26 protein-coding genes, 1 pseudogene, 2 riboswitches and 1 other annotated feature are annotated in these 24768 nt (G+C 49.5%); of the genes and pseudogenes, 18 read left to right on the forward strand and 9 right to left on the reverse strand.

Features of this window, described 5'->3' with window-relative positions:
- Positions 1-10 precede the first annotated feature (10 nt).
- The 3 genes from GIW82_RS00160 (at position 11) to GIW82_RS00170 (ending at position 1733) form a co-directional block, all read left to right on the forward strand.
- Positions 11-457 carry a Dps family protein gene (locus GIW82_RS00160; RefSeq protein WP_154747925.1) on the forward strand — a complete coding sequence of 149 codons (447 nt, stop codon included), beginning with the start codon at positions 11-13 and terminating at the stop codon, positions 455-457.
- A 69-nt stretch (positions 458-526) separates the two neighbouring features.
- Entirely contained in the window at positions 527-976 is a 450-nt protein-coding gene (locus GIW82_RS00165; protein ID WP_370456158.1) for an NUDIX domain-containing protein, read from the forward strand.
- Positions 954-1733, forward strand: coding sequence for an alpha/beta hydrolase family protein (locus GIW82_RS00170; protein WP_370456159.1), 780 nt, complete (start codon positions 954-956; stop codon positions 1731-1733). The genes GIW82_RS00165 and GIW82_RS00170 overlap by 23 nt, the downstream gene beginning before the upstream one ends.
- Before the next feature lie 41 nt (positions 1734-1774).
- Here GIW82_RS00170 and pckA read toward each other — a convergent pair whose 3' ends face one another.
- On the reverse strand, positions 1775-3364 hold the full coding sequence (pckA, locus tag GIW82_RS00175; protein ID WP_154747928.1) for a phosphoenolpyruvate carboxykinase (ATP): 1590 nt from the start codon (positions 3362-3364) through the stop codon (positions 1775-1777).
- 287 nt (positions 3365-3651) lie between these two features.
- A riboswitch (SAM riboswitch) is annotated at positions 3652-3765 on the forward strand.
- Positions 3766-4015: 250 nt separating this feature from the next.
- Between pckA and metK the strand changes: the two genes are divergently transcribed.
- Together metK and GIW82_RS00185 are read left to right on the forward strand one after the other, a co-directional pair.
- On the forward strand, positions 4016-5212 hold the full coding sequence (gene metK, locus GIW82_RS00180; RefSeq protein ID WP_154747929.1) for a methionine adenosyltransferase: 1197 nt from the start codon (positions 4016-4018) through the stop codon (positions 5210-5212).
- A gap of 293 nt (positions 5213-5505) precedes the next feature.
- Complete coding sequence (locus tag GIW82_RS00185) at positions 5506-6153, forward strand: SDR family oxidoreductase (protein ID WP_154747930.1); 648 nt, start codon at positions 5506-5508, stop codon at positions 6151-6153.
- 53 nt (positions 6154-6206) lie between these two features.
- On the opposite strand, the gene GIW82_RS00190 is transcribed toward GIW82_RS00185, so the two are convergent.
- The gene (locus tag GIW82_RS00190; RefSeq protein WP_154747931.1) at positions 6207-6725 is read right to left on the reverse strand and encodes a gamma carbonic anhydrase; all 519 of its coding nucleotides are present in this window, start codon (positions 6723-6725) and stop codon (positions 6207-6209) included.
- 103 nt (positions 6726-6828) lie between these two features.
- On the opposite strand from GIW82_RS00190, the gene GIW82_RS00195 reads away from it, so the two are divergent.
- From GIW82_RS00195 to cobT, 3 genes and pseudogenes are all read left to right on the forward strand, one after another.
- Positions 6829-7632: an alpha/beta fold hydrolase gene (locus GIW82_RS00195; protein ID WP_195913903.1), complete on the forward strand. Its 804-nt coding sequence runs from the start codon at positions 6829-6831 to the stop codon at positions 7630-7632.
- 14 nt (positions 7633-7646) lie between these two features.
- On the forward strand, positions 7647-8663 hold the full coding sequence (locus GIW82_RS00200; RefSeq protein WP_154747933.1) for an LLM class flavin-dependent oxidoreductase: 1017 nt from the start codon (positions 7647-7649) through the stop codon (positions 8661-8663).
- 87 nt (positions 8664-8750) lie between these two features.
- A riboswitch (cobalamin riboswitch) is annotated at positions 8751-8926 on the forward strand.
- Positions 8927-9059: 133 nt separating this feature from the next.
- Positions 9060-10042: pseudogene (cobT, locus tag GIW82_RS00205) on the forward strand (nicotinate-nucleotide--dimethylbenzimidazole phosphoribosyltransferase).
- A gap of 60 nt (positions 10043-10102) precedes the next feature.
- Here cobT and GIW82_RS00210 read toward each other — a convergent pair.
- From GIW82_RS00210 to GIW82_RS00220, 3 genes are all read right to left on the reverse strand, one after another.
- Positions 10103-10558, reverse strand: coding sequence for a DUF3278 domain-containing protein (locus tag GIW82_RS00210; RefSeq protein WP_154747934.1), 456 nt, complete (start codon positions 10556-10558; stop codon positions 10103-10105).
- The gene (locus GIW82_RS00215) at positions 10555-10755 is read right to left on the reverse strand and encodes a helix-turn-helix transcriptional regulator (protein WP_154747935.1); all 201 of its coding nucleotides are present in this window, start codon (positions 10753-10755) and stop codon (positions 10555-10557) included. Before GIW82_RS00215 ends, GIW82_RS00210 begins: the two co-directional genes overlap by 4 nt.
- A 383-nt stretch (positions 10756-11138) precedes the next feature.
- Complete coding sequence (locus GIW82_RS00220; protein ID WP_154747936.1) at positions 11139-12110, reverse strand: TRM11 family SAM-dependent methyltransferase; 972 nt, start codon at positions 12108-12110, stop codon at positions 11139-11141.
- A gap of 305 nt (positions 12111-12415) precedes the next feature.
- On the opposite strand from GIW82_RS00220, the gene GIW82_RS00225 reads away from it, so the two are divergent.
- The 7 genes from GIW82_RS00225 (at position 12416) to GIW82_RS00255 (ending at position 19484) form a co-directional block, all read left to right on the forward strand.
- Entirely contained in the window at positions 12416-12601 is a 186-nt protein-coding gene (locus tag GIW82_RS00225) for a DUF3934 domain-containing protein (RefSeq protein WP_370455933.1), read from the forward strand.
- Positions 12602-12793: 192 nt separating this feature from the next.
- Positions 12794-13081 (forward strand): metal-sensitive transcriptional regulator, encoded by a 288-nt coding sequence (locus GIW82_RS00230; RefSeq protein ID WP_154747937.1) that lies wholly within the window; start codon positions 12794-12796, stop codon positions 13079-13081.
- 75 nt (positions 13082-13156) lie between these two features.
- Positions 13157-13360: a copper chaperone CopZ gene (gene copZ / locus GIW82_RS00235; protein ID WP_154747938.1), complete on the forward strand. Its 204-nt coding sequence runs from the start codon at positions 13157-13159 to the stop codon at positions 13358-13360.
- A gap of 74 nt (positions 13361-13434) precedes the next feature.
- Positions 13435-15852, forward strand: coding sequence for a heavy metal translocating P-type ATPase (locus GIW82_RS00240; RefSeq protein WP_154747939.1), 2418 nt, complete (start codon positions 13435-13437; stop codon positions 15850-15852).
- A gap of 127 nt (positions 15853-15979) precedes the next feature.
- Positions 15980-16197: a binding site (T-box leader), on the forward strand.
- A gap of 49 nt (positions 16198-16246) precedes the next feature.
- Positions 16247-17938, forward strand: coding sequence for an arginine--tRNA ligase (gene argS / locus GIW82_RS00245; RefSeq protein ID WP_154747940.1), 1692 nt, complete (start codon positions 16247-16249; stop codon positions 17936-17938).
- A 20-nt stretch (positions 17939-17958) separates the two neighbouring features.
- Positions 17959-18558, forward strand: coding sequence for a protein kinase (locus tag GIW82_RS00250; protein WP_195913904.1), 600 nt, complete (start codon positions 17959-17961; stop codon positions 18556-18558).
- Between the two features lie 2 nt (positions 18559-18560).
- Entirely contained in the window at positions 18561-19484 is a 924-nt protein-coding gene (locus GIW82_RS00255) for an EamA family transporter (protein WP_195913905.1), read from the forward strand.
- 310 nt (positions 19485-19794) lie between these two features.
- Here GIW82_RS00255 and GIW82_RS00265 read toward each other — a convergent pair whose 3' ends face one another.
- The 3 genes from GIW82_RS00265 to GIW82_RS00275 are packed head-to-tail and all read right to left on the reverse strand — an operon-like array spanning position 19795 to position 21040.
- On the reverse strand, positions 19795-20190 hold the full coding sequence (locus GIW82_RS00265; RefSeq protein WP_154747942.1) for a hypothetical protein: 396 nt from the start codon (positions 20188-20190) through the stop codon (positions 19795-19797).
- 20 nt (positions 20191-20210) lie between these two features.
- Positions 20211-20819 (reverse strand): hypothetical protein, encoded by a 609-nt coding sequence (locus GIW82_RS00270; protein ID WP_154747943.1) that lies wholly within the window; start codon positions 20817-20819, stop codon positions 20211-20213.
- A 26-nt stretch (positions 20820-20845) separates the two neighbouring features.
- Positions 20846-21040, reverse strand: a complete 195-nt coding sequence (locus tag GIW82_RS00275) for a helix-turn-helix transcriptional regulator (protein ID WP_154747944.1) — start codon at positions 21038-21040, stop codon at positions 20846-20848.
- Between the two features lie 245 nt (positions 21041-21285).
- Here GIW82_RS00275 and GIW82_RS00280 point away from each other — a divergent pair, with 245 nt between their 5' ends.
- Positions 21286-22002, forward strand: coding sequence for a dihydropteridine reductase (locus tag GIW82_RS00280; protein ID WP_154747945.1), 717 nt, complete (start codon positions 21286-21288; stop codon positions 22000-22002).
- 76 nt (positions 22003-22078) lie between these two features.
- Here the strand turns inward: GIW82_RS00280 and GIW82_RS00285 are convergent, their stop codons facing one another.
- The gene (locus tag GIW82_RS00285; protein WP_154747946.1) at positions 22079-22786 is read right to left on the reverse strand and encodes a YoaK family protein; all 708 of its coding nucleotides are present in this window, start codon (positions 22784-22786) and stop codon (positions 22079-22081) included.
- Between the two features lie 181 nt (positions 22787-22967).
- Here GIW82_RS00285 and GIW82_RS00290 point away from each other — a divergent pair, with 181 nt between their 5' ends.
- Together GIW82_RS00290 and GIW82_RS00295 are read left to right on the forward strand one after the other, a co-directional pair.
- The gene (locus tag GIW82_RS00290; RefSeq protein WP_154749527.1) at positions 22968-23645 is read left to right on the forward strand and encodes a response regulator transcription factor; all 678 of its coding nucleotides are present in this window, start codon (positions 22968-22970) and stop codon (positions 23643-23645) included.
- Positions 23646-23659: 14 nt separating this feature from the next.
- On the forward strand, positions 23660-24682 hold the full coding sequence (locus GIW82_RS00295) for a sensor histidine kinase (protein WP_230309120.1): 1023 nt from the start codon (positions 23660-23662) through the stop codon (positions 24680-24682).
- Positions 24683-24768 lie beyond the last annotated feature (86 nt).

The raw sequence follows: 24768 nt of genomic DNA on the forward strand, positions 1-24768 counted from the left end.
GTGATGGAAATTGTCGGAAAAATTGAATGAAGAATTGAACGTGCAGGTTGCATCATGGTCTGTCATCTATACAAAGTTACATAACTTCCATTGGTATGTGAAAGGGCCTTCGTTCTTTACACTCCATGTGAAGTTCGAGGAATTGTACAACGAAGCGACTGCGCATATGGATGAAATTGCCGAACGTCTGCTTGCCCTTGGCGGTATGCCGGTCGCGACGATGAAGGAGCAGCTGGAACTGTCGGTCGTCAAAGAAGCGAACAAGAAAGAATCAGCGGAGGAAATGGTCGAAGATACGGTGAAAGACTTCGATAAGATCATGGCTTCCTTGAAAAAAGGGATGGATTACGCAGCGGAAGATGGAGATGACATGACGGAAGATATCTTGAATGCCATTCACCAAAGCTTGCAGAAACACTCTTGGATGTTGTCAGCATTCCTTGGCGAAAAAAAATAAGCCATTTATTACAGACGTGCACTGGCGACAGTGCACGTCTTTTGGATGGAGGGGATTTCTTTGGATTATGTGGATGAGTTCGGCACGAAGTGTACGCTGTCGTTCGAGAAAGACGCTTTTACAATCGAAAGTCACCACGTGCTCGTCATTTGCCGTGTCGGTGACAAGTGGCTTCTGACACGGCACGCAGCGCGCGGCTTGGAATTTCCCGGCGGCAAAGTTGAGCCAGGCGAAATGCTTGAAGTAGCGGCTGTCAGGGAAGTGAAAGAAGAGACAGGTTTTACAGCGAGTGAATTGGAATGGTTCGCAGCGTATCAGGTGGATGGCGAGAAGCCTTTCGTGAAGACGGTATTTATCGCGAAAGCAGAGGATGCGGATCGATTTCAGCCGATGGAAACGATGGGGCCGGTACTGGTGGACAGTGTAGAGCCCGATGATACATACAGCTTTTTAATGAAAGACGAAGGCATGAAAGAAATCATCAGGCAGGTGAAGCATATTGCAAAATGGAACGATTGAATCTAAGCGGGTTTATCCATCTCCGACACCTAGTGTAAAAATGATGGAAATCATCTATTGGTCGGACGGGCTTCGGGTGAAAGGCTTGCTTGCGGAACCGAAGGAAGAAGGGACGTATAGTGGGATCCTTTATTTACGGGGCGGTATCCAGTCAATCGGAATGGTCCGCCCGGCGCGAATCGGCCAATTCGCTGCACAAGGCTTCGTTGTGTTCGCCCCGTATTACAGGGGGAATCGAGGCGGCGAGGGGAAGGATGAATTCGTCGGTGCTGACCGTTATGATGCGGTGAATGGTGTCGATGTGCTAAAGCAATTCACGAACGGACAAACACATTTACTGTCGTTTTCGCGTGGCGGCATCATGGCGCTTTGGACTGCGGTGCTCCGGGATGACATCACATCGCTCGTCAATTGGGCAGGGGTATCGGATACCGTACTGACTTATAAGGAGCGGCCAGATATGCGACGGATGATGAAGCGTTTGTACGGTGGCACGCCGAATACTGCGCTCACGGTTTACGAAGAACGGAATCCGCTCATGCGTGTCACCGAGATGACGGCACCGGTCCTGATCATCCACGGCATGAAGGACGAGCACGTCTTTCCGCAACAGGCATTTTTATTGGAAGAAGCGCTGAAGCAGAATGGGCAGCCACACGACACATGGTACTTCCCGAAATACACACATTTCTTCCCGCCACTTGCAAATTTGAAGGTTTCGAAAGCATTGACGCAATGGATGACCAGTAACGAATAATAAAACCCCTTGATCCAATGAATGGATCAAGGGGTTTTGTGTTAGTCGTTTGTTGGACCACCGAATTTGCTGATTTCTGGTGCAACTGTGCCGAATTTCTCGAAGTTGTCCTTGAATTTCTGTGCAAGTTCCGCCGCTTTTTTATCGTATGCATCTTTGTCAGCCCAAGCGTTGCGTGGGTTCAAGACTTCTGTAGGAATGCCTGGAATTTCAACCGGGATTTCGAGACCGAAAACGGATTCTTTCTCCATCTTCACGTCGTTAAGTTCACCATGGATTCCTGCGCGAACCATTGCACGCGTGTATTTCAGTTTCATACGGCTACCTACGCCGTATTCGCCACCAGTCCAGCCAGTGTTCACAAGGAACACCTGTGCATCGTGCTCGTCAATCTTTTGACCAAGCATTTCAGCGTAAACTGTCGCATGGAGCGGCAAGAAAGGTGAACCGAAGCAAGTCGAGAAGGTTACTTCCGGAGAAGTGACGCCACGCTCAGTACCTGCAAGCTTAGACGTGTAACCGCTTAGGAAGTGGTACATCGCCTGTTCTTTCGTCAGGCGGCTGATCGGGGGCAGGACGCCGAACGCATCAGCTGTCAGGAAGACGATTGTTTTCGGATGTCCTGCAACCGATGGGTCGACGATGTTGTCGATTGCTTGGATCGGATATGCAGCACGTGTGTTTTCAGTCAACGAGCCGTCGTCGTAGTCCGGGATACGTGTATCTGGATCTACAATGACGTTCTCGAGTACGGAACCGAAACGGATCGCATCAAAAATCTGCGGCTCGTTTTCGCGGGATAAGTTGATCGTCTTCGCGTAGCAGCCACCTTCAATGTTGAAGACGCCGTTGTCAGACCAGCCGTGCTCGTCATCGCCGATCAATTTGCGGTCTTCGTCAGCTGACAAAGTGGTCTTGCCAGTGCCGGATAGACCGAAGAACAATGTCACATCGCCTTCTTCACCGACGTTCGCCGAGCAGTGCATCGGAAGAACGCCTTGCTCAGGCAGGATGTAATTCATGATTGAGAAAATCGATTTCTTCATCTCGCCGGCATATTCAGTTCCACCGATCAGAATGATTTTCTTTTCCATCGATACAAGGATGAATGTTTCGGACTCCGTGCCGTCTACAGCTGGATCCGCTTGGAAGGTCGGTGCGTATACAACCGAGAATTCCGCTTTGTGGGAAGCCAGTTCTTCTTCTGTCGGACGGATGAACAATTGGTGTGCGAACAGGTTGTGCCATGCGTATTCGTTGATCGTCTGGATCGCCAGGCGTGACGAGTGATCAGCCCCTGCGAAGCCTTTGAAGACGTACAATGCGTCTTTTTCCTTCAGGTGGTTCAATACTTTATTGTATAGGTTCTCGAACACTTCAGGAGAGATCGGACGGTTCACTGTGCCCCAATCAACCTTGTCTCTCGAGATCTCTTCGTCTACAATGAATTTATCTTTAGGCGAGCGGCCGGTATATTTACCAGTCTTCGCTGTTACTGCGCCTTCACTTGTCAATACCGCTTCCCCACGGGATGTCGCTTCTTCTACTAAACGCGGAACAGACAATTGCACGTGAATATTCTCGCCGTTCAAAAGCTCCTGTAGTCCGTTTTCGAAGTTAACTGTCGTCATATATATGTACCTTCCTTTTCGCTTATTCCCAATGTGATGGGGAGGTTTTTAGATTCGAAGATTAGTATAACACATTTCATTCATTAGTCTATACTAATAACTTCAGAAAGTGGAATTCTGTTTTGTCAGGGAAGGCATGAAGATAGACGGGGCAGCGCTTTTGTGGACTATGTCGATCTATTATCATGCTCAGGTTAGTGTAGGAGCGAACAAGGATTCTTCCTGTTTTATCCGAAACCATTTGACAGTGACACGTAAATTCCGTATGATGAAAAATTGAACGGATACTCTTATTCCGAGCTGGTGGAGGGTGCAGGCCCTATGAAGCCCGGCAACCTGCTGCAACGCGCAGCGATGGTGCCCAACCTGAAGCAAGGCATTGATGCCTTGGACGATAAGAGTGAAAGGTGCTGCGGTTAATACTTCCTTTCCTCATGAAAATGATGGAAGGGATTTTTTTTGCCAAAAGAAGAGCTTTGTCTGTGTGGCAGGCAGTTCCGCTTTTCTTGTAGAAATGCCCTTAATCCTCGTGTGCAACGGCTGAACACAGCTTGAAGTTCAATCCAGTATGTTTGGAACGGACTTGACATGGGAAATGAGTACCGTATCAATTTCGAGAGCAATCTCGCAGGATATAAGGAGGAGCTTTTTTTGACAAACCGTCGTTTATTTACATCAGAATCAGTAACGGAGGGCCACCCGGACAAGATTTGTGACCAGATTTCGGATGCGATCCTCGATGCAATTTTAGTAGAAGACCCGAACGCACGCGTGGCGTGTGAAACAACCGTAACAACCGGCCTTGTGCTTGTGGCTGGCGAAATCACGACTTCAACGTACGTCGATATCCCGAAAGTGGTCCGTGAAACGGTCAAGGAAATCGGCTACACACGTGCGAAATACGGCTTTGACTCCGAAACAAGCGCAGTGCTGACTGCGATCGACGAGCAGTCGCAGGATATCGCAGCGGGTGTCAACGTGGCACTGGAAGCACGTGAAGGCCAGATGACAGACAAAGAACTTGATGAGATCGGCGCAGGGGATCAGGGCTTGATGTTTGGTTATGCGAACAACGAGACCGAGGAATTGATGCCACTTCCGATTTCGTTGGCGCATAAACTTGCACGCCGTCTGGCTGAAGTGCGCAAAGAAGAGATTCTTCCTTATTTGCGTCCGGATGGCAAAACACAGGTGACTGTCGAATATGATGAGAACAACAACCCGTTGCGTGTCGACACGATCGTCATTTCCACTCAGCACCACCCGGAAGTGACGCTTGAACAGATCCAGCGCAACATCAAAGAATATGTCATCAAGGAAGTCGTTCCGGCGAACTTGCTGGACGATGAGACGAAATACTTCATCAACCCTACAGGCCGTTTCGTTATCGGTGGACCTCAAGGGGATGCAGGACTCACTGGCCGCAAAATCATCGTCGATACGTACGGCGGCTATGCACGCCACGGCGGCGGAGCATTCTCCGGCAAGGACGCGACGAAAGTCGACCGCTCGGGTGCTTATGCAGCGCGTTACGTAGCGAAGAACATTGTTGCATCCGGCCTTGCGGATAAATGCGAAGTGCAGCTCGCATATGCGATCGGCGTCGCCCATCCGGTATCGATTTCAGTCGATACGTTCGGAACAGGGAAAGTTAGCGAAGAGAAGTTCATCGAGCTTGTCCGAGGCAACTTCGACTTGCGACCAGCAGGGCTGATCAAAATGTTAGACCTGCGCCGCCCGATCTACAAACAGACGGCAGCGTACGGCCATTTCGGCCGCACGGACATCGATTTACCGTGGGAACGCACTGATAAAGCAGCTGCTTTGAAAGAACAAGCGGGAATTTAATCGGAAAGCCGGTTCGGAATGGGGAGTTGCCCCGTTCTGGACCGGTTTTTTTTTGGTTGGTAGGGGGGGTTGCAAATTAGTAGCTAGAGGCAGTCTTGCTACTACTTCTGCGACGAAGCAGCGAAGCGAGACAGAAGCAGGAGCATTTTCAATATTTCGCGTTTGATTGCAGAATAATTGATTTAGTTGCAGTATCCAGCCGCGTAGTTGCAGTATCACAAAAACCAGGTTGTTTCGCCGGTCCACACAGCGGGAAGAGAGGAAAGTGAGCAATTCTAAAGGAGTGGATTGGAATGAATATACTCGTAATCGGAGCGAACGGACAAGTCGGACGCAATATCGTCAAAGAACTGGCGGAATCGAATCACGATGCAGTTGCCATGGTCCGCAAAGAACAGCAAGTCGACACGCTGAAAGAATTGGGCGCAGCGAAAGTGGTGCTGGCCGATTTGGAGAAAGATTTCAGCGACGCGTTCGACGGCGTGGATGCCGTCATTTTCGCAGCGGGTTCAGGGCCGAAGACGGGACCGGACAAAACGCTGACAATCGACCTATGGGGATCGGTCAAAGCGATGCGCTACGCGGAAGAAAAAGGCGTCAAGCGCTTTGTACAATTGAGCTCGGTAGGAACCGACAATCCGGATGCCGGCGGGGAATCGATGAAACCATATTTGGTCGCAAAACGTGCAGCGGATGATCTGTTGCTGACGACGGGACTGGAATATACAATCGTCCGTCCGGGGCCGCTTTCGGATGAAGAGAAATCCGGAAAGATCGAAGCGACGACGGAAGGGTTCGAATCGTTCGAGAACCGCTCGATTCCGCGTGCCGATGTGGCGAATGTCCTCGTCAGCGTGATCGACCGGCCGAACACGTATAACAAGATCTTCGAGGTTTTGCAAGGTGAACACGAAACAGGGCAGGCGCTCGAGTCTTTATAAGCCGTCATTAAAAAAGTCCGGAAGAGCTCTAGCTCATCCCGGACTTTTTCATTTTATTTCGGATTTTGCAATGATTTATAATATGCACCTTTTTCCGCATACTCGCGAACGACCCGTTTCATATCCTTGATATCCTCATCATTCAAAGGACGCACCACTTTCGCAGGACGGCCGAATGCGAGCATGCCCGGTGGAATCACTTTTCCTTGCGGGACGAGGCTGCCGGCGCCGATGAATGCTCCTTCGCCAATCTCCGCACCGTCGAGGATGACCGAGCCCATGCCGATCAACGCACCTTTCCGGACAATGCAGCTGTGGAGCGTCACTTGGTGGCCGACCGTTACATTGTCTTCAAGGATGAGTGGCTTGCCCGGACTTTGATGCAGCACGCACAAGTCCTGGACATTCGTGCGGTTGCCGATGATGACCGGCGAGACGTCGCCACGGATGACCGTATTGAAGAAAATGGAGGATTCAGAGCCGATGGTGACATCGCCGGTGATTGTCGTGAAGTCCGCGATGAAAGCGGATGGATCTATTTGCGGGTGTTTGCCGTCATATGGATAGATCATGGAAAAACTCCTTTGGTCGAAATAAGATATGTATAATGGTATCATTTGTGTTCCAAAGGTCAAGATAGCACGGGGAAACTGCAGCAATGAGGAGGAAGAGCAGATGTGGAAATGGCAGGCGGAAGGACAGGCGAATGGTGTGATTGTGCTTGTACATAGTGCGTATGAACATCACAAACGGTACAGTTGGCAAATCGAGGAGTGGAAGAAAGCGGGGTTTCACGTCGTCATGCGGGATTTGGCTGGACATGGATCAGGACGGACGACGAAAAAAGCGCATCTCACCGACTTTGCTATCTACGAGCAGGAAATCGACGAAATGGTCCGGACAGCGATGGCGGAAGAGTTGCCGGTGTTCATCGTCGCCCACGGGTTCGGTGCGATGCTCGCCATCAGTTACTTAAGTTCGGCAAAACCACCCGTTGCAGGCGTTGTATTTACGTCACCGTGGCTTCAACTCAAGAAAACACCTTCAAAGGCAGCAGGTGCTTTGTCCGGCCTGCATAAACTGATGGGCAGTTTGAAAGTCGATCACGGATTGACGGTCCATGACTTGACGCGCAATCCGGACACGATCGAAGCATTGGAAGAAGACGCATTGTACCGCCCGGTCGTCACGATCAAATGGTACCGTGAGCTGCAGCATTATATGAAGCAGATCGCGGCAGGGAAGATCCGTTTACCCGACATTCCACTCTATGTCCACACCGGAGGAAACGACATCGTTACAGACAAAGAAGCGCCAAAAATCTGGCTGAAAAACCAAAGCTTGAACGAATTCGCTTTCAAGGAGTGGAAACATGCATCCCACGATCTGTTCCAGGAACCGGAGCGGGAAGATGTCTTGATCGCATCGCATTTCTTCATGAAGAATGTGTTGCGCTCGCTTGGATATGCAGTGAAATGACAGGAGGGAAGAATATGATCCGCTATAGTATTCTAGACCAATCGCCTATTTCAGAAGGCAGTACTGCTTCGGAAGCACTCCAGCAGACGGTGAAACTTGCCGGGAAGGCGGAAGAGTGGGGCTACACACGTTTTTGGGTGTCGGAACATCACGATGCGCCGACACTTGCCGGCTCCTCGCCGGAAATCCTGATTGCGCGACTGGGAGCAGCGACAGAGACGATCAGACTCGGCTCGGGTGGTGTCATGCTGACGCATTATTCACCGTTCAAAATCGCAGAAAATTTCAAGCTACTCCATGCGCTTTATCCAGACCGGATCGATGCAGGCATGGGCCGTGCGCCAGGCGGAATGCCGCGCGCATCGTATGCCTTGAACGATGGAAAGCTGCGTGACGCTTCGAAATTCCCGGAACAGCTTGATGAACTGCACATGTATTTGCATGATGCGATCCCTGAAGACCATCCGTATTATGGAATGAAAGCGACCCCGCTGGCAAAAGGCGTACCTCCTGTATGGCTGCTCGGATCGAGTGAAAACTCGGCAAGGCTCGCAGCGGAAAAAGGCTTGCCGTATATGTTCGCCCATTTCATCAACGGAGAAGGCGGGCAAAAGTTCGCTAAAACGTATCGTGATAATTTCCAAACATCCGGAGGCAGCAAGCCATATGTCGGTGTCACGATTTTCGCTGTATGCCAGGAAACAGCGGAACAAGCGGAACGCGTCGCCTCATCAATGGATTTGGCGCTCGCACAAAGTGCGCAAGGCATCCCGTCGAACGGCACACCGCCGCCGGAACGCGCGATGAATTATCCGTACACGAAATTCGAGAAACTGCTCGTCGAAGAAAACCGCAAGAGAATGATCGTCGGAAATCCGCAACAAGTCGGGGATGCACTCGAGCAGCTCGCGACAGACTACGGAGCTGACGAAGTGATGTTCGTGTCGATGGCATATGATTTTCAGGACAAATTGAAGACCTTCGAATTGATTGCTAAGGAAATGAAACGGCGGGGACAGAGAATATTTTAAGATGGAAAAACAGTTGATAGGAAAAATAACCGCCACCCGCCGACCAAGCTTGCCAACTTTTCAAACCCATTGTAAGATGAAGGAAATGAATATTCATGAGTAACATGTGCCTTTCGGGGAGAATAGGGAATGGAGTGTAATTCTTCAGCGGTCCCGCCACTGTAACGGGGAGTTCAACCGGGCAAGCCACTGGATTTCGGTCTGGGAAGGTCGGTCGAACAATGATCCAAAGCCAGGAGACCTGCCTGTTTGCGAACTGGATAAAGATCATGGAAAAGTCTTTTGTTTATTTGCTGCGCAAATAAACGGAAGGCTTTTTATTTTGTGGAGGGGAAGATGGAGATGAATTTATTACAACAGACGATGAACCGAATTGAACCACTGAACGAGGTAGTGATGGAAAATGCGAGAGAAAGAGTGGGCAGGCCGAAGAGTCTTGGACGATTGGAGGACCTGGCAGTACAATTAGCAGGCATTCAAGGGGAGCTGTATCCGGAAGTGAAGCGGAAGGCGATTATTGTGATGGCTGCTGATCACGGCGTTTATGAAGAAGGTGTTTCGTCCAATCCACAGGAAGTGACGTATGCGCAGACGACGTTCATCGCGAAAGGTCTTGCGGGAGTCGGCGTGTTAGGGAAAATGGCCGGTGCAAAAATTGTAGCCGTGGATATCGGTGTGAAAGGAATTTATCCGAGCTGAACGGAAGTAATCGACCGCAAAATTAAGAATGGTACCGACAATTTTGCGAATGGACCTGCGATGACAAGAGAAGAAGCGATCCGTTCACTTGAGACCGGCATTGAGATGGTACAGCAGCAAGTAGACAAAGGTGTGCAGCTGCTAGGGACCGGGGAAATGGGAATTGGGAATACGACGCCGAGCACAGCTATCTTGTCTGTATTGGGTAGCATCGATCCTGTTGAGATTACAGGAAGAGGAGCGGGAACCGGCGATGGCGGAATTCCGCACAAAGTGCAAGTCATCAAGAAGGCAATCGAACTCAACGCGCCGGACAAGGACGATGGGATCGATTTTTTGCCAAAAGTGGGTGGGTTGGAAATTGGAGGCATGGCAGGCGTGATGATCGGAGCGGCAGCGAATCGAATCCCGGTGGTCGTGGACGGCTATATTTCGACGATTACAGCGTTGATCGCGGTGTCGATTGAGCCGAATGCGAAAGGCTACTTGTGACATCGCACGCAAGCGCTAAACCTGGCGGGAAGAAGGCGGATGAACTTATGGGCATTGAGCCGATGCTGTTCATGGACATGTGCCTAGGCGAAGGATCGGGTGCTGCACTCGCGTTCCCAATCGTAGAAGCGGCTTGTGGGATAATCAAGAATATGGCGACGTTCGAAGAGGTCGGAATGGAGATATAGAGAGAGAAAAGAAACGTTCGTAAAGTGTTTTCACACATTTACGAACGTTTTTTGTCCAGCTTACATCAATTCTTTATTCCTGTTATAGGAGCGTTTGAGCGAGGTGCAATTAATGAAAAACATCATCAATCCGGCGAGCGCCGAAAATAGAAAAATGCCGATCCAGCTACTCATATCTGCTGGTACTCCGCTAACGAGAGGATACAATAAAAAGAAGATTACGGTGAATCCGATCGATTTGATGCGCACCACTCTTAACTCTTTTTTGTACTCCTGCACAGTCGCGATATCGGTAAATTCGATGCCCGAGACGATATATCTGCCAAGGACATAAACGACGAATAACCCAACATGCAGGAATAGAACTGTTTCCACATCGAGGCTCATAAATCTGCTGCAAATAAATGTAACGAATAGAGAAAGGAGAAGAACGATCGCTCCTTCCGAGAAGAAATACAGCATTTTCTTTTCTTTGTATTCATCAGACGGCAGTAAAAAAGATATCCAAGATTTCATTCCGACTCGACCTCCCAAAATAATTCATCTAGCGTTTTGTTTAGTTCCTTCGCGATCGCGATACAAAGTTGGAGACTGGGATTGTATTGCCCTTTCTCGATCAACCCGATCGTCTGTCTTGTCGCTCCGACCCGCTTGGCCAATTGTTCCTGTGTGATGGACAGGCTCATCCTTGTCACCTTCACATGATTCTTCATTGTTCCACCCGCTCTTTGCAATATATATGTGTCATATGAAATTTATATATTACATCATATTTTTGAAATGTCAAACACTTCAACGGAAATCGACGAACAAAAAAGCGCAATCCGTGAGTGGATTGCGCTTTTTGATTTCAGTTATTTTTTTGGGGTTTTTGAGTCTTTAATGGAAACAAAAGATAATACAATAGCTGTGCCACTTGCAATCATTGTTAATGTAGTCAGGGAACTGGATTCTTCTGTTATAAAGAGAGCATATAGTAAAAATAAAAAAATAACTAAACCGATTAATCTTATAATGTTTTCCATGATATCCTCTAAAAATAAAGTTCTACATGTATTTTACATTAGAAACAATTAGTGCTTCAATACACAGTCGTTCAATTTTGACTCTCTGTCCGCTCACATACAAGAATCTCCCGCAGGAACGATGATTTTTTGGCAACGCATCGATCGGTGACACTATAGCCAGCTTCTTCAATCATGTGGTCGATGGATTCGATTGTGACGACAATCAATTTATCTGTGAACCGTGATGCGGCTTTCAGGATATCTAGCTGCTCATCAGATGTGACGTGCGTATAGAGATTATACGGCATATCGATGATGGCCACATCATATTGCACTATGATATCGGCGATTGGCCCTAATTCGACGGATCCCGTCAAGCCGAAATGCGCGATATTCTCCCGTGAACCGTCAACGACCAGTGGGTTGATGTCCCGGCCGACAAGGTCGATTCCCATGGATATTGCTTCGACCAGTACCGTCCCAATGCCGCAACAAGGATCGATTGCTTTGATTCCTGCTGGATTCGGTACAGCGATATTGGCAATCGCACGAGCGACCCGCGTACTCAGCGCAGTGGAATATTCCCGCGGTTTTCGCTGATGCTTAAACCAAAAAGATTCGCTTTCATCGTACTTCCCGAAATACCAGCGGCCATCATAAGGAATCAGTCCGAACGTAACATCGGGATGATGGAGATTTGCTTCTCCTGTGATGACGGCGCCAACCTTCCGTTCAATTTCACGTTTCCCCTCGAAATCCACTTGTTCAGCTGTGGAGAGGCCATTGATTTTCGGGAAAATCACTTTGAACGTGTTAGTTTCCAGATCCATTTCAGCGGCCTGCTTCAAAATATCAGCCAGTTCCGCACCTTCAAATAATACTTCAACCCTTACTTTCATAAATGGGCTTCTGCTTGGGTGGATGCCAATTGGACTTTTCAAGATTTTTTCTTCAGTGTCTTTCCCGAAAAATGCGCGCATTTCCAGCTGGCATAATTCTTTCTCATCTTGATGATAAGCATATGTATAGATGAATTCACCTGTCGGCGTTAATCGTTTCAACTAATCCCGTCCTTTGTATGCGCTGTGTCTCAGCTGCTTTCATAAGTATACCAATGATTTCTCCGGGACTCGTGAAAAGAAAGGATTCTAAAGAATCGAGAATAGATAATCTCAACAAAACGGAATATGATGTAACACCGGTATTTGATTTTGAAGCAGGACAATTCACTTTCTTGGCTCAAGAGTACAAATCATCGCGCAAAGAGATTTAAGGAGCGAATGATGTTGATTTTGTGTGCGCTTCTCTGGAGCAGTGTTTTGAAACGCTATTGAAAAATGTGCGAAGCCGGGGTCATCATGCTATAATGCAAGATAGTTATGGAGTGATGGAAATGGCAAAAGAGAAGAAGAAAAGCGGCGTCGGCCAAGGAACCGGCAAGAAGGGCTGGAATCGCTGGAAGTCGGCTTCGAACAAGGCGAAGAGCTTTAAGCCGTATACGAGTAAGAGCAACAAAGAAGCTGCTGCAGAAAAATCCGCTGATAAAAAATAATCTCGCAGTCCAATCGCTGAAATTAGATATGGGAGATGTAAGAAGCCGTCCTGATGAAGGGTGGCTTTTTTTATTGAATGGATCAGAAAACCTTTGTTTTGACGAACAATACAATCATTAGTATAATACGGGTATAGGGTATAGGGTATAGGGTATAGGGTATAGGGTATAAGGAATAGGGGGGTCCGGCGAATGGAAGAAACGATGAAATCGACAGTGCAACCCAACAAGCAGCAGCTTTTGAACCGGTTGAAACGGATCGAAGGGCAAGTACGCGGTGTCCATCAGATGGTGGAGAATGATCGTTATTGTGTGGATATCCTTCATCAGGTCAGTGCGATCCAGGCAGCGATGAATAAAGTGTCACTTGCCTTACTGGAAGACCATACGCATCATTGTGTCGCAAAAGCGATTAAAGAAAACAAAGGTGAAGAAGCGATCAATGAATTGATGGATGTCATGAAAACGATGACGAAGTAAGATGAACATTAAGCTTGTGATACCTTGCAGGGGTATGGTAGGGTAAAGTAAATACAATTCGAGGAGGAAAAGAGAATGAATGAAACTTTAAAAGTTGAAGGCATGTCATGTGGACATTGCGTGAAAGCGGTAGAGACGAGTGTAGGCGGACTTCAAGGGGTATCTTCTGTGAAAGTCGATCTTGAAAATGGCCAAGTGGCAGTGAACTATGACGACGCGAAAACGTCGATGAACGAAATCAAGGAAACGATCGAAGACCAAGGATACGACGTCGTATAAGGGTGCTCGCTCAGCACCCTTTCTTTTTAAGACAAATATACCCCTAGGTAGTATGTGGGAGGAGGAGAACAACCATGGCAACCAAAACGAAAGAAGCCAGTTTCCAAATCACCGGCATGACGTGTGCAGCGTGTGCGACACGAATCGAAAAAGGCATCAGCAAGATGGACGGGGTTGAGAAAGCAAACGTCAACTTGGCGCTTGAAAAGTCATCCATCCAGTATGATCCGGCGAAGCTGAACGAAGCGGACTTCGAGAAGAAGATCGATGCGCTGGGATATGGTGTCGTCAAACAGAAAGCGGAATTCGATATTACGGGCATGACGTGTGCAGCATGTTCGACGCGTGTCGAAAAAGGTTTGAACAGAATGAGCGGCATCGATGTGGCGAACGTTAACTTGGCACTCGAAAAAGCGACAATCGAATTTAATCCATCTGAAGTGACGATCGGGGACATCATCGCCAAAGTCGAGAAGCTCGGCTACGGTGCGCATCAGAAGCAGGATGATGTCGAACAAGTCGATTACCGTGAAAAAGCGATCAAGGATCAAAAGCGGAAGTTCATCTTTTCAGCCCTCTTATCTCTGCCTTTATTATGGACGATGGTCGCGCATTTTTCATTCACTTCGTTTTTATACGTCCCGGAAATCTTGATGAATCCGTGGTTCCAGATGCTGCTTGCGACACCGGTCCAGTTCATTATCGGCAAGCAGTTTTACGTAGGTGCTTACAAGTCACTCCGTAACGGCAGCGCCAATATGGACGTGCTGGTCGCGATGGGGACTTCAGCCGCTTATTTCTATAGTGTCTATCAGGCGATCATACACGCCGGTTCCCCCCATGCAGCGCATTTGTATTTCGAGACGAGTGCGGTCTTGATCACGCTTATTGTGCTGGGGAAACTGTTTGAAGCAAAAGCGAAAGGCCGTTCATCTGAAGCGATCAAGAAATTGATGGGCCTTCAGGCAAAAACGGCGCTGGTCCTGCGCAACGGAATCGAAACGGAAGTGCCGCTGGAAGAAGTGGTGATCGGAGATACGATTCTTGTAAAGCCTGGTGAAAAAATCCCGGTCGACGGGGAAGTGTTGGAGGGGACAACGGCAATCGATGAATCGATGCTGACAGGCGAAAGCCTGCCGGTGGATAAAATTACTGGCGACTTACTATACGGTTCGACCATCAACAGCAACGGCTTCATCCGGATGAAAGCAACGAAAGTAGGGCGTGATACGGCACTGGCCCAAATCATCAAAGTGGTCGAGGACGCCCAGGGGACGAAAGCGCCGATCCAGCGAATGGCGGACAAGATTTCAGGGATCTTCGTGCCGATCGTTGTCGGAATCGCGATTCTGACTTTCCTTGTCTGGTTCTTCCTGGTCAAGCCGGGTGATTTTACACCGGCACTTGAAGTGTTGATCGCGGTGCTTGTCATCGCCTGCCCGTGTGCACTCGGTCTCGCGACACCGACTTCCATCATGGCCGGATCGGGTCGTTCAGCTGAAATGGGTGTCTTGTTCAAAGGTGGCGAGCATTTGGAACAGACCCAAAGCATCGACACGGTTGTTGTCGATAAGACGGGAACGGTCACGCACGGTAAGCCGGTGCTGACGGACGTTTCACTGGCTGTCGGACAAGATGAGGAGCAATTCCTGTCCTTGATCGGTGCAGCCGAAAAACAATCCGAGCATCCGCTGGCCCAAGCGATCGTGCAAGGGATCCAGGACAAAGGCATCGAACTCGGAAAAGTCCAGTTTTTCGAGGCCATTCCGGGATACGGCGTGCAAGCGACCGTTTCAGGGCAAGGCGTCATTGTGGGGACACGTAAATTGATGCAGCAATACGGGATCGATATCGAACCGGTCCTGCCTGAAATGGAGCAGCTGGAAAGCGACGGCAAAACAGCGATGCTCGCTGCTGTCAACGGCGAGTATGCCGGTCTCGTGGCTGTGGCGGATACGATCAAAGAAACGTCCCGCGACGCAATACACCGGCTCCAGGATATGAAGATCCGCGTCATCATGATGACAGGAGACAACGAACGGACGGCACAGGCGATTGGCAAAGAAGTCGGTGTCGATGAGGTCATCGCGGAAGTGCTTCCGGAAGGGAAAGCGGAAGAAGTGAAGAAATTGCAGCAGCAAGGCAAGAAAGTGGCGATGGTCGGAGACGGTATCAATGACGCCCCTGCTCTTGCGACAGCTGATATCGGAATGGCCATCGGAACAGGCACGGATGTGGCAATGGAAGCGGCGGACATCACGTTGATCCGCGGCGACCTGAACAGTATCGCGGATGCCATCATCATGAGCCGCAAAACGATGCGCAACATCAAGCAGAATCTGTTCTGGGCATTCGCCTATAACACAGTCGGCATCCCGATCGCTGCTGTCGGACTGCTTGCACCGTGGGTAGCCGGCGCAGCAATGGCGTTCAGCTCTGTGTCAGTCGTATTGAACTCATTGCGTTTGCAGCGGGTGAAACTAGGAAAATAAGAAAGAAGATAAGGAGGGCCGAAAGCGACGATCGTCTGCTTTTGGTCTTTTTTTTGGACTTTGAATAGGTTTGTAAAAATCCGCTGATTGACTTTCCGACACATCTGATATAACATACCTGAAAATATCAAATTCTGTGACGAAGAGAGTAATCATGACTGGATGCAAAAAGCGAGCCGGGGGGCGGTGGGAGCCCGGCGCTGAAGCCATGATGAACCGCACTTCTGAGAAGCGGCCTGAAAAATTGCAGTAGGGCGTTGCCGGGGAGGACCCGTTACCGTATTCGAAGGGGTCCATTTTCATATGGACAATAAGAGTGGTACCGCGGGGAATCCCGTCTCTGTAGAATTACAGAGGCGGGGTTTTTTATTTTGCTGAAAAGGGGAAGATGGAGATGGAATTACGGAAAGCATTTGTAGAAATGACCACGGAGCAATTGGCCGGCATGCTGACAGAGGAAGAAATCAATGCGCTGACCGAACAGCCGAAACACGACACACAGGGGGATCTCGCATTTCCCTGTTTCGCGCTGGCAAAACAATTTAAAAAATCGCCGGCTGTCATCGCTTTGGAACTCGCCGCCCGCATGCAGCACCCACTATTCGATCGCATTGTTTCAGACGGGCCGTATGTGAATGCCTTTTTCGATAAAGGAAAGGTCAGTTCTTACATATTACAGAAAGTATTGGCTGACGGAGCTGCATACGGGCAATTGAAAACAGGTGAAGGAAAGACAGTCACGCTTGATTTTTCTTCTCCGAACATCGCCAAGCCTTTTTCGATGGGCCATCTGCGCTCGACGGTCATCGGCAACGCACTGGCGAACATTGCGGAGAAAAACGGTTACGCGACGGTCCGGATTAATCACCTCGGCGATTGGGGTACGCAGTTCGGTAAGCTCATTACGGCATATAAGCTGTGGGGCAGCGAAGAAAAGGTCAAGCAATCACCAATTCAGGAGTTACTGAAGTTATATGTCGAATTCCATGAGCGTGCAGCCAATCAGCCGGAGCTGGAGGACGAAGCGCGCAAATGGTTCAAGCAGCTCGAGGATGGCAACGCAGAAGCGCAGGCACTCTGGAACTGGTTCCGGGACGAGTCGCTGCAGGAATTCGGCGGCATTTACGAAATGCTTGGCATCCGTTTCGATTCTTTCGCCGGCGAAGCATTTTATAATGATAAGATGGAAGCAGCGATCGACTTGCTCGAACAGAAACAATTGCTGAGCCGGTCGGAAGGCGCTGACGTGGTCGAGTTGACGGAATATAATCTGCCGCCGTTCCTCATCAGAAAATCGGACGGTGCAACATTGTACGGCACACGTGATTTGGCAGCGGCTCTGTACAGGCAGGAGACATACGATTTCAGCCGGTCGCTCTATGTTGTCGGCCAGGAACAGTCGCTGCACTTCAAGCAATTGTTCCACGTGCTCGAGAAACTGGGCTTCGGCTGGGCAAACGATATGGTCCACGTCCCCTTTGGATTCATTTTGAAAGACGGCAAGAAAATGTCGACCCGGAAAGGGAAAGTCGTCCTGCTTCAAGAAGTGATCAACGAAGCCATTGCAATGGCGGAAGAAAGTATCGCTAGGAAAAATCCGGCAATCGCGGATAAACAGAAAATTGCCCGCACCGTCGGGATCGGCGCAATCATCTTCCACGACTTGAAAAATGAGCGGATGAACAACGTCGAATTTTCGCTCGAAGACATGCTCGCATTTGAAGGGGCGACCGGTCCATATGTGCAGTACACGCATGCACGGGCATGCTCGATTCTTGCAAAAGCGTCAGGGCGTGCTTCTGAAGGCGGTTCACTCGCATTGAATGACGTGTACAGCTGGCCGGCCGTCAAATTATTGCTGGCATTTCCGGATGTCATAGGAAACAGTTTTGAACAAAATGAACCTGGTCAAATCGCGAGATACCTGATCGCACTTTCACAGGAATTCAATTCCTACTACGGGCGCGTCAAAATTCTCGGTGAAGACGGGGAACAGGCAGCACGTCTCGCGCTTGTCGAAGCCGTGACTATTGTGCTGAAAGAAGGATTGCGGCTGCTCGGAGTAGCGGCGCCTGAGAAAATGTAAAAATACGAGGAGGCGACAACGTGTTTTCAATAGTGGCGTTTACTCAGCGTTCAGTCGATTTATTCGATGAAGAAAACTTCATCGGCATCGGCTCGACGAGAAAAGTTTATAGGATAGAAGACGTTGTCGTTAAGAAGCATCTGCATGAATTAGGGTACATGCAAAGTGTCAATGAACAGAATATATACAATGATTTATTGGCGAAGGACCTCGCAAATAATATTGCACCGATTCTCTTTGTGAACGGAAAATTTGCAGTACAGCCCTTCTATGAAGCTTTGCCGCTTCAAAATGGTGAAACATATGATTTGGACTGGAAGGCAGACCAGCGCATCACTACCGATTTAAGGCAAGCACTCGCAGAAATAAGTGAAAACCTAGATGGATTCGATTTGAAAGACAGCGGAAATTACGGAATCGATTCAGAAGGCAAGCTTGTCCTGATCGATTACGGCATGACAAAAAAACTGTACGAAGACCAATGGGTGCCACTGGCAGAAGCAGGAGTTCTCCCGCAGATATATTTTGAACACTGCCAAGTATGCGGACAGGAAAAAGAATTGAGAATATACGGGGAAGCCGACCGCGACCGCAGATGCGTGGCGTGCGGAAAGGAATGAATATGGACAAACGAACGAAAGGCATGATTCTTGTCATCTCCGGTGCAATATTTTGGGGAGTGGGCGGAACGGTGGCGCAGAAGCTGTTCCAGCAGCACGCAATCGATGTTGACTGGCTTGTTACGATCCGGCTGCTCATCGCGGGGGTCCTGCTGCTGGCGATCCAATACATCCGGAGCGGCGACTCACAGGTTTTCGACATCTGGAAGACCCGGTTCACAGCAATGTCACTGGTCATCTACGGATTGTTCGGGATGCTCGCGGTCCAATACACATATTTGGCATCGATCAATCAAGGGAATGCGGCGGTCGCAACATTGCTCCAATATTTGGCGCCGGTCATGATCATTATCTACTTGGTGCTGAGGCGGAAAACCGTCTTCAGGCGCATGGACAGTGTCATGGTGGCACTTGCACTCAGTGGCTGTTTCCTCTTGCTGACGAACGGTTCCCTCTCAGGTCTGTCTGTCCCGCTCCTGGCCGTCATCTGGGGAGTCCTGTCAGCGGTGGCGCTGGCATTCTATACGCTCTACGCCATTCCGCTCCTGGCCCGTTTCGACTCCATGGTCATTGTGGGATGGGCAATGATCATCGGGGGGCTGGCACTGAGTGTGGTCCGACCGCCGTGGCAAGCAGATTTTGCGAGTTTTACACTGGAAGTATACGTGTATCTCCTGTTCGTCATCCTGTTCGGCACGATGCTCGCGTTCTGGTTTTACATCGAAAGCCTGCAGAGCCTTTCCCCAAAGGAAACGAGCCTTCTCAGCAGCCTCGAACCGCTCGCTGCCGTATTAACGACAGTATTCTGGCTGCATGAGCCATTCGGTGTTTATCAATGGCTCGGCACCGCGTGCATCATCGGGATGATCCTGCTGCTTGCACTTGTAAAAAAAACTGATCCAGTGTCGGAGGGGCACAGTAAATGATGATTCTGAATTGATCGGGAGGGAGAATAGAATATGGACAAAAAGAAAGTCCGGGAAATGAAAAGGAAAGTGGAGAAAATGGACAACCGAGTGGGGGATAGCCGTTCCCGGTCATTTTGGGATAACCGGTTTTGCGGAAGTGATTGATGATGAAGACGGTTATATTGAACGGGAACTATGGTTTGCAGGCGACATCGGCTCACATGCTCTCGATGCAGGGATTCTTGTGCAGCCGATCGAAGAGTTGAAAATCTAAGCTATACAGCCGGCTAGCAACCAGGCATGATGACACGATCATTGAGATTGACGGCTAATTACGGCCGCGCTTTCCTGAGCGGGAAGAAATGCTCCAGGAAGCAGTTGATAAGGATGTACCGTGAAACAGCCCGTCTGTCGTTCGATCCCAGGGGCTTTGCGGATGTATTTTGCAGACTCCACCGATTTGAACACATTCCTCCTTCGAAATTTCCGGAAATTGATTTCGTATTGGATACTGACACTGGGCGGATTTATACTCCTTGGCACGATTCAGATCAATAAGAAGACGCAGATCAATAAAGGCTGCCGGGATGCGGCAGAGCCTGAAATAAATGTATTTCCTTAAAAAAGAACCATGAATGAAAGCCGCTTTTTCAAGCGCTTTCCATTCAGGGTTCAATTTTATAAGAGTTATGCTGATTTTACCGCACGGATGCCAATCCGCCATTGGCCGAAAGAATCTGCCCGTTATGAATCTGGGATCATTGCTTTTATTGTATTGTCTCCGTCTATTAAGTCAATTAAATTCATGGTTAACCATTGTATGCTCAACTCTTGATTAAGATGATGACTGAAAATCAGTGAAAGATAATAGCCCGAAGAAGTCAGGAAGGCGACTTTTCCGGGCCGATTCGTTTTATTATTTATGTCAAATCCCTGTTCTTTTTGTAAGAACGTCTCAGGGAAATGAAGTTGATCAGGAAACATGAATACCCCTGCCAACACCGAAACGCCTCCAATGTTGAGCCATCCCCAGATGTCAGCCGGGAACCCGTTAATGGCAGAATAAAGCAGGATAAAAATGGCAGTGAAGCCGGCGGATTTCACAATGATTACCCTGCGTTCTTTCCGGTATTCCTGCTCCGTCACGATATCCGTGAATTCAATGCCTGAAACGATGTACCTTCCGAGAACATAAACGGCAAACAATGCGATATGCAGGAAGAGGATTGTTTCTGTGTCCAAGACGATGAAATTGCTGACGACAAGTGTGCCTATCAGTGATATGAAAAGCAGGACCGCTCCTTCCGAAAGAAATTGCATCATCTTTTTCTCTTTGTATTCGTCGTCAGGCAATAGGACAGATATCCATGATTTCATCTTTACTCAACCTCCCAAAATAATTCATCCAGTGTTTTTCCTAGTTCTTTTGCAATGGCGACACGGAGATGAAGACTCGGGTTGTATTCGCCTTTTTCGATCAACCCGATCGTTTGTCTCGTGGCACCCACCCGCTTTGCCAATTGCTCCTGGGTGATGTCCTTGTTTATCCGCGATTTCTTTACATTATTCTTCATCCATTCACCGCCGTTTGTAATATATATCTTACATAATGTAATTTATATATTACATCAACAAAGATGAAAGTCAACCCATTACATTCTGAAATTTAAAGGAATAAGCTAAAAAGCGGACAGTCCAATTTGCTTTTTTCTGTCATAGAACAACTTCCATAATTCAATATCATTCAATTGAGAATAGTTTTCAATTAGTGTATACTGAAAGCAGATGAAGGAACTCAATTGAACGAGGGGGAAATCCAATGCAAATTTACTGGACGAAAATAAATCAGATTATCGATGAATCACCTGAAGTGAAAACTTTCATGCTCGACTGCCCGGAAGGTTATACATGGGAAGAAGGTTCGCATCTCCATTTGGCCTTGAGAGGGTTCAACGAAGGCGAAAAGCCGAACCGCAGCCTTATCCGCCATATGTCGATCTCGACGTTGCCGAACGAAAAATACGTCGGTATCACGACGCGCATCAAAGAGGAGTGCTCAGAATTCAAATCGATCCTGCGCGACCTTGGCGTCGGCGGGGAAGTGGCGATTTTCAAAACTCATTCGAACGTGCCGCTGAAGCGTGAAGACAAGAATGTCTATCTTCTTTCAGCGGGAGTCGGCCTGGCCACTTTCAGACCGCTCGTACTGGATTATTTCGAGCGTGCGGATAACGTCAACCGCATCCATTCGCTGAATGTCGATTCATCCAAAGAGTTTTTGTTCACAGAGCTGTTCACTTCAGCGCCTGACAAGAACTTCACGGCAGAGTTCGTCGACAACCGTGCAGATTACTATGCGGCAGTAAAAGAACTGGCAGCGGATCAGGACGGCCTGTTCTATGTTGTCGGCAGCGACGAATTCCTGATGCAGAACATCGAAGTGCTGCGTGCGGAAGGCGTAAAAACCGGGCAGATCATGCTCGATAAGCATGCGCAGAGAATGCAGGAATTTTTGGGAACGGAACTGGCGGTCTGATCCTCCGGCCACGAAAAAGCGGGCGTCTTCTTCAGTGAAGACGCCCGCTTTCTGTTTGTCGGGCCGCAGCGCATATTCATTCGAACGTCCGGGTCGCCGGGGAAAGCATCCAGAAATAGGCCAGGGCCGCAATGATGCATGCCGCCCACAGCGCCCAGCTGGGATGCAATAAAGTGAGCAGCGTCCCGACGCCGGCGCCCAGCATGAAAATAAAGATGATGGCAGCCAGGTTGATGACACGCGTCTTGGCTCCTTTATCTTTATTGAATACATAATGATAAAGGTCGTTCATCATATTCTTTACATTGCCGCTCATGATGGCGTTATTGACGGCCGTTCCCCGGAATTTACGGAAGACGGTGAGTTCATATCCCGCAAGAGTTCCGAGTATCACGAGCATGACCGCCCCGGTAATCTGCTCCTGGAAGAACGCAAGCGCAAAGAGCACAATGACCCGGATGAGCAAATAATGGCGGTACGATCTGATTCCTTTGTCTTTTGACCGTTCGTTTATCGCTTCGCCCGCAAAAGCGCCGATGGCAAATCCGGCAAAGGTCCACAGATGGCTCAGCATTTGCGCCCATTCACCGGAGAACGCCTTGACGCTCAAAATGACAAGGTTCCCGGTCTGCGCACTTGCAAATGCGCCGCTCTGCTGCATGAAGGTATAGGCGTCGACCATCCCCATCATGAATGACGAGATGACGGTCAGGCCGCTGCTGATGTACAGAAGGTTTTCGTTGTTTTCCGGCACGGATGGCATCACTCCTGAAAGAAATCCCATTTTGGAAATGGCGGGACAGACCCCCGCCTGGATCGTATGTGTCCTTTCATTATACCGTACCGGCGCCGGAACGTCTGTCGGGGCACGTTTCGGGACGTTCAGCCGCTCAGATGTTTTCTTGTCATTTCAGTTTGGTATACTACCTTTATCAGGAAAAAGAGGAGATGTGCGCGGGATGGAAATGAATGTGTTTATTGTGGAGGACGATGCGGCGATTTTCGAATCGGTGAAGGAATCGCTCGGGAAGTACGGATTGCGGGTGACGGGGCCGGCGGATTTCAAGGACGTCGTGGGAAGCTTCGTTTCGGAAGAGCCGCATCTCGTCATCATGGATATCCAATTGCCCGTTTATGACGGTTTTCATTGGTGCCGGGAAATCCGGGCCATCTCAAAAGTGCCGATCATCTTCCTGTCGTCGCGCGACCATCCGATGGATATGGTCATGGCCATGGGGATGGGGGCGGATGATTATGTGCAAAAGCCGTTCCATACCGATGTGCTGGTGGCGAAGATCCAGGCGGTTCTGCGCCGCGTCTATTCATATGGTGACGAGGTGTCAGACGTGATCGAATGGAACGGAGCGGTGCTTGACCTGAAACGCGGCATCATCCGGAAAGAAGGTGTGGACGTCGAGCTGACGAAAAATGAGTTCTTCATTCTGGCCGTCCTCGTCGAAGCGAAAAACGAGATTGTTTCGCGCGACGACCTAATCCGAAAATTATGGGACGATGAGCGTTTCGTCAACGACAATACGCTCACGGTCAATGTCACCCGTCTCCGGCAGAAGCTGGCCGAACTCGGGCTCGGCGAAGCGATCCTGACGAAAAAAGGGCTCGGCTACGTGGCAGTCACATTATAGAAGGAGGGAATGGGATGTTTGTCCGCTATTTACAGGATATGAAGAGCTGGATCGCCTGCTTCCTCCTGCTGCTGCTTACTGTGGACGTGCTGCTGTGGATCGATCCGGGTCTGTCGGTGACGCTTTCTTCCGCGCTTTATCTGAACGGCCTGCTGCTCTTCGGTTTTGCCGTTTTCCTTTACTGGCGCTACCGGAAAGAAACGGTTTACGTGAAGCAATTGGAGAGTTTGCTCGAAGAGATGCCGGATGACTGGTACGAAGCGCTGCCGGAAGGGGTTTACCGGCGCGATGAAGCGGTGAATGAGATGCTCGTGGAGACGAGCAGGTCCCAGGCGGAGAAGGTGAATGAATTGCGGAGGGAAACGGTCGTGCAGGGCGATTATATCGCTGCCTGGGTGCACGAGGCGAAAGCGCCTTTGACCGCGATGAAATTGATATTGGACGCGAACAGGGAGCTGCCGGCGATGCGCCGTATTGATTCCGAGTGGCTGCGGCTGCATTTGCTCATCGACCAGCAATTATACATATCCCGGCTGCCGTCACTCGAAACGGATTATGCCCTGGAAGTGGTCGAAGTCAAAAGCGTCGTGTCTCCTGAAGTCCGCGAATTGATGGCCTGGTGCCGGGAGAAGAACATTGCGATCGAAATGGATGACCTTGATTCCAGTGTTACCACCGACCGCAAGTGGGCGCGTTTCGTCGTGCGGCAGATATTGACGAATGCCGTCAAATACACTGCGGAAGGCGGGACGATTACGATCACAGCAGCCGAAACGGAAGCGGGCCGAATTGTTCTGTCCATTTCCGATGAAGGGCCGGGCATCGCTCCGCACGACATGCCGCGCATTTTCGACAAAGGGTTCACGGGAAGCACGGGCCGCATCCAGAACGCAGCGACCGGCCTCGGGCTGTATTTGGCCAAAACGGTCTCTGAGCGGATCGGCATCCGGCTCGCTGCACATTCGGATCCGCCAGGCGGGACGACAATGGAAATGGTGTTTTCCCATTCCAATGAGTTTGACCGGATCCGCAAGTGACAAGATTGTCATGTTGGGCTCCCTGAATGTCATGTGAATCAAACGACCGGCCGCAAGGGGCGCGGTAAGATGAAGGCAATAGAAAA

The sequence above is a fragment of the Planomicrobium sp. YIM 101495 genome (genome assembly GCF_009707665.1).
In the GTDB taxonomy this organism is placed as follows: Bacteria; Bacillota; Bacilli; order Bacillales_A; family Planococcaceae; genus Planococcus.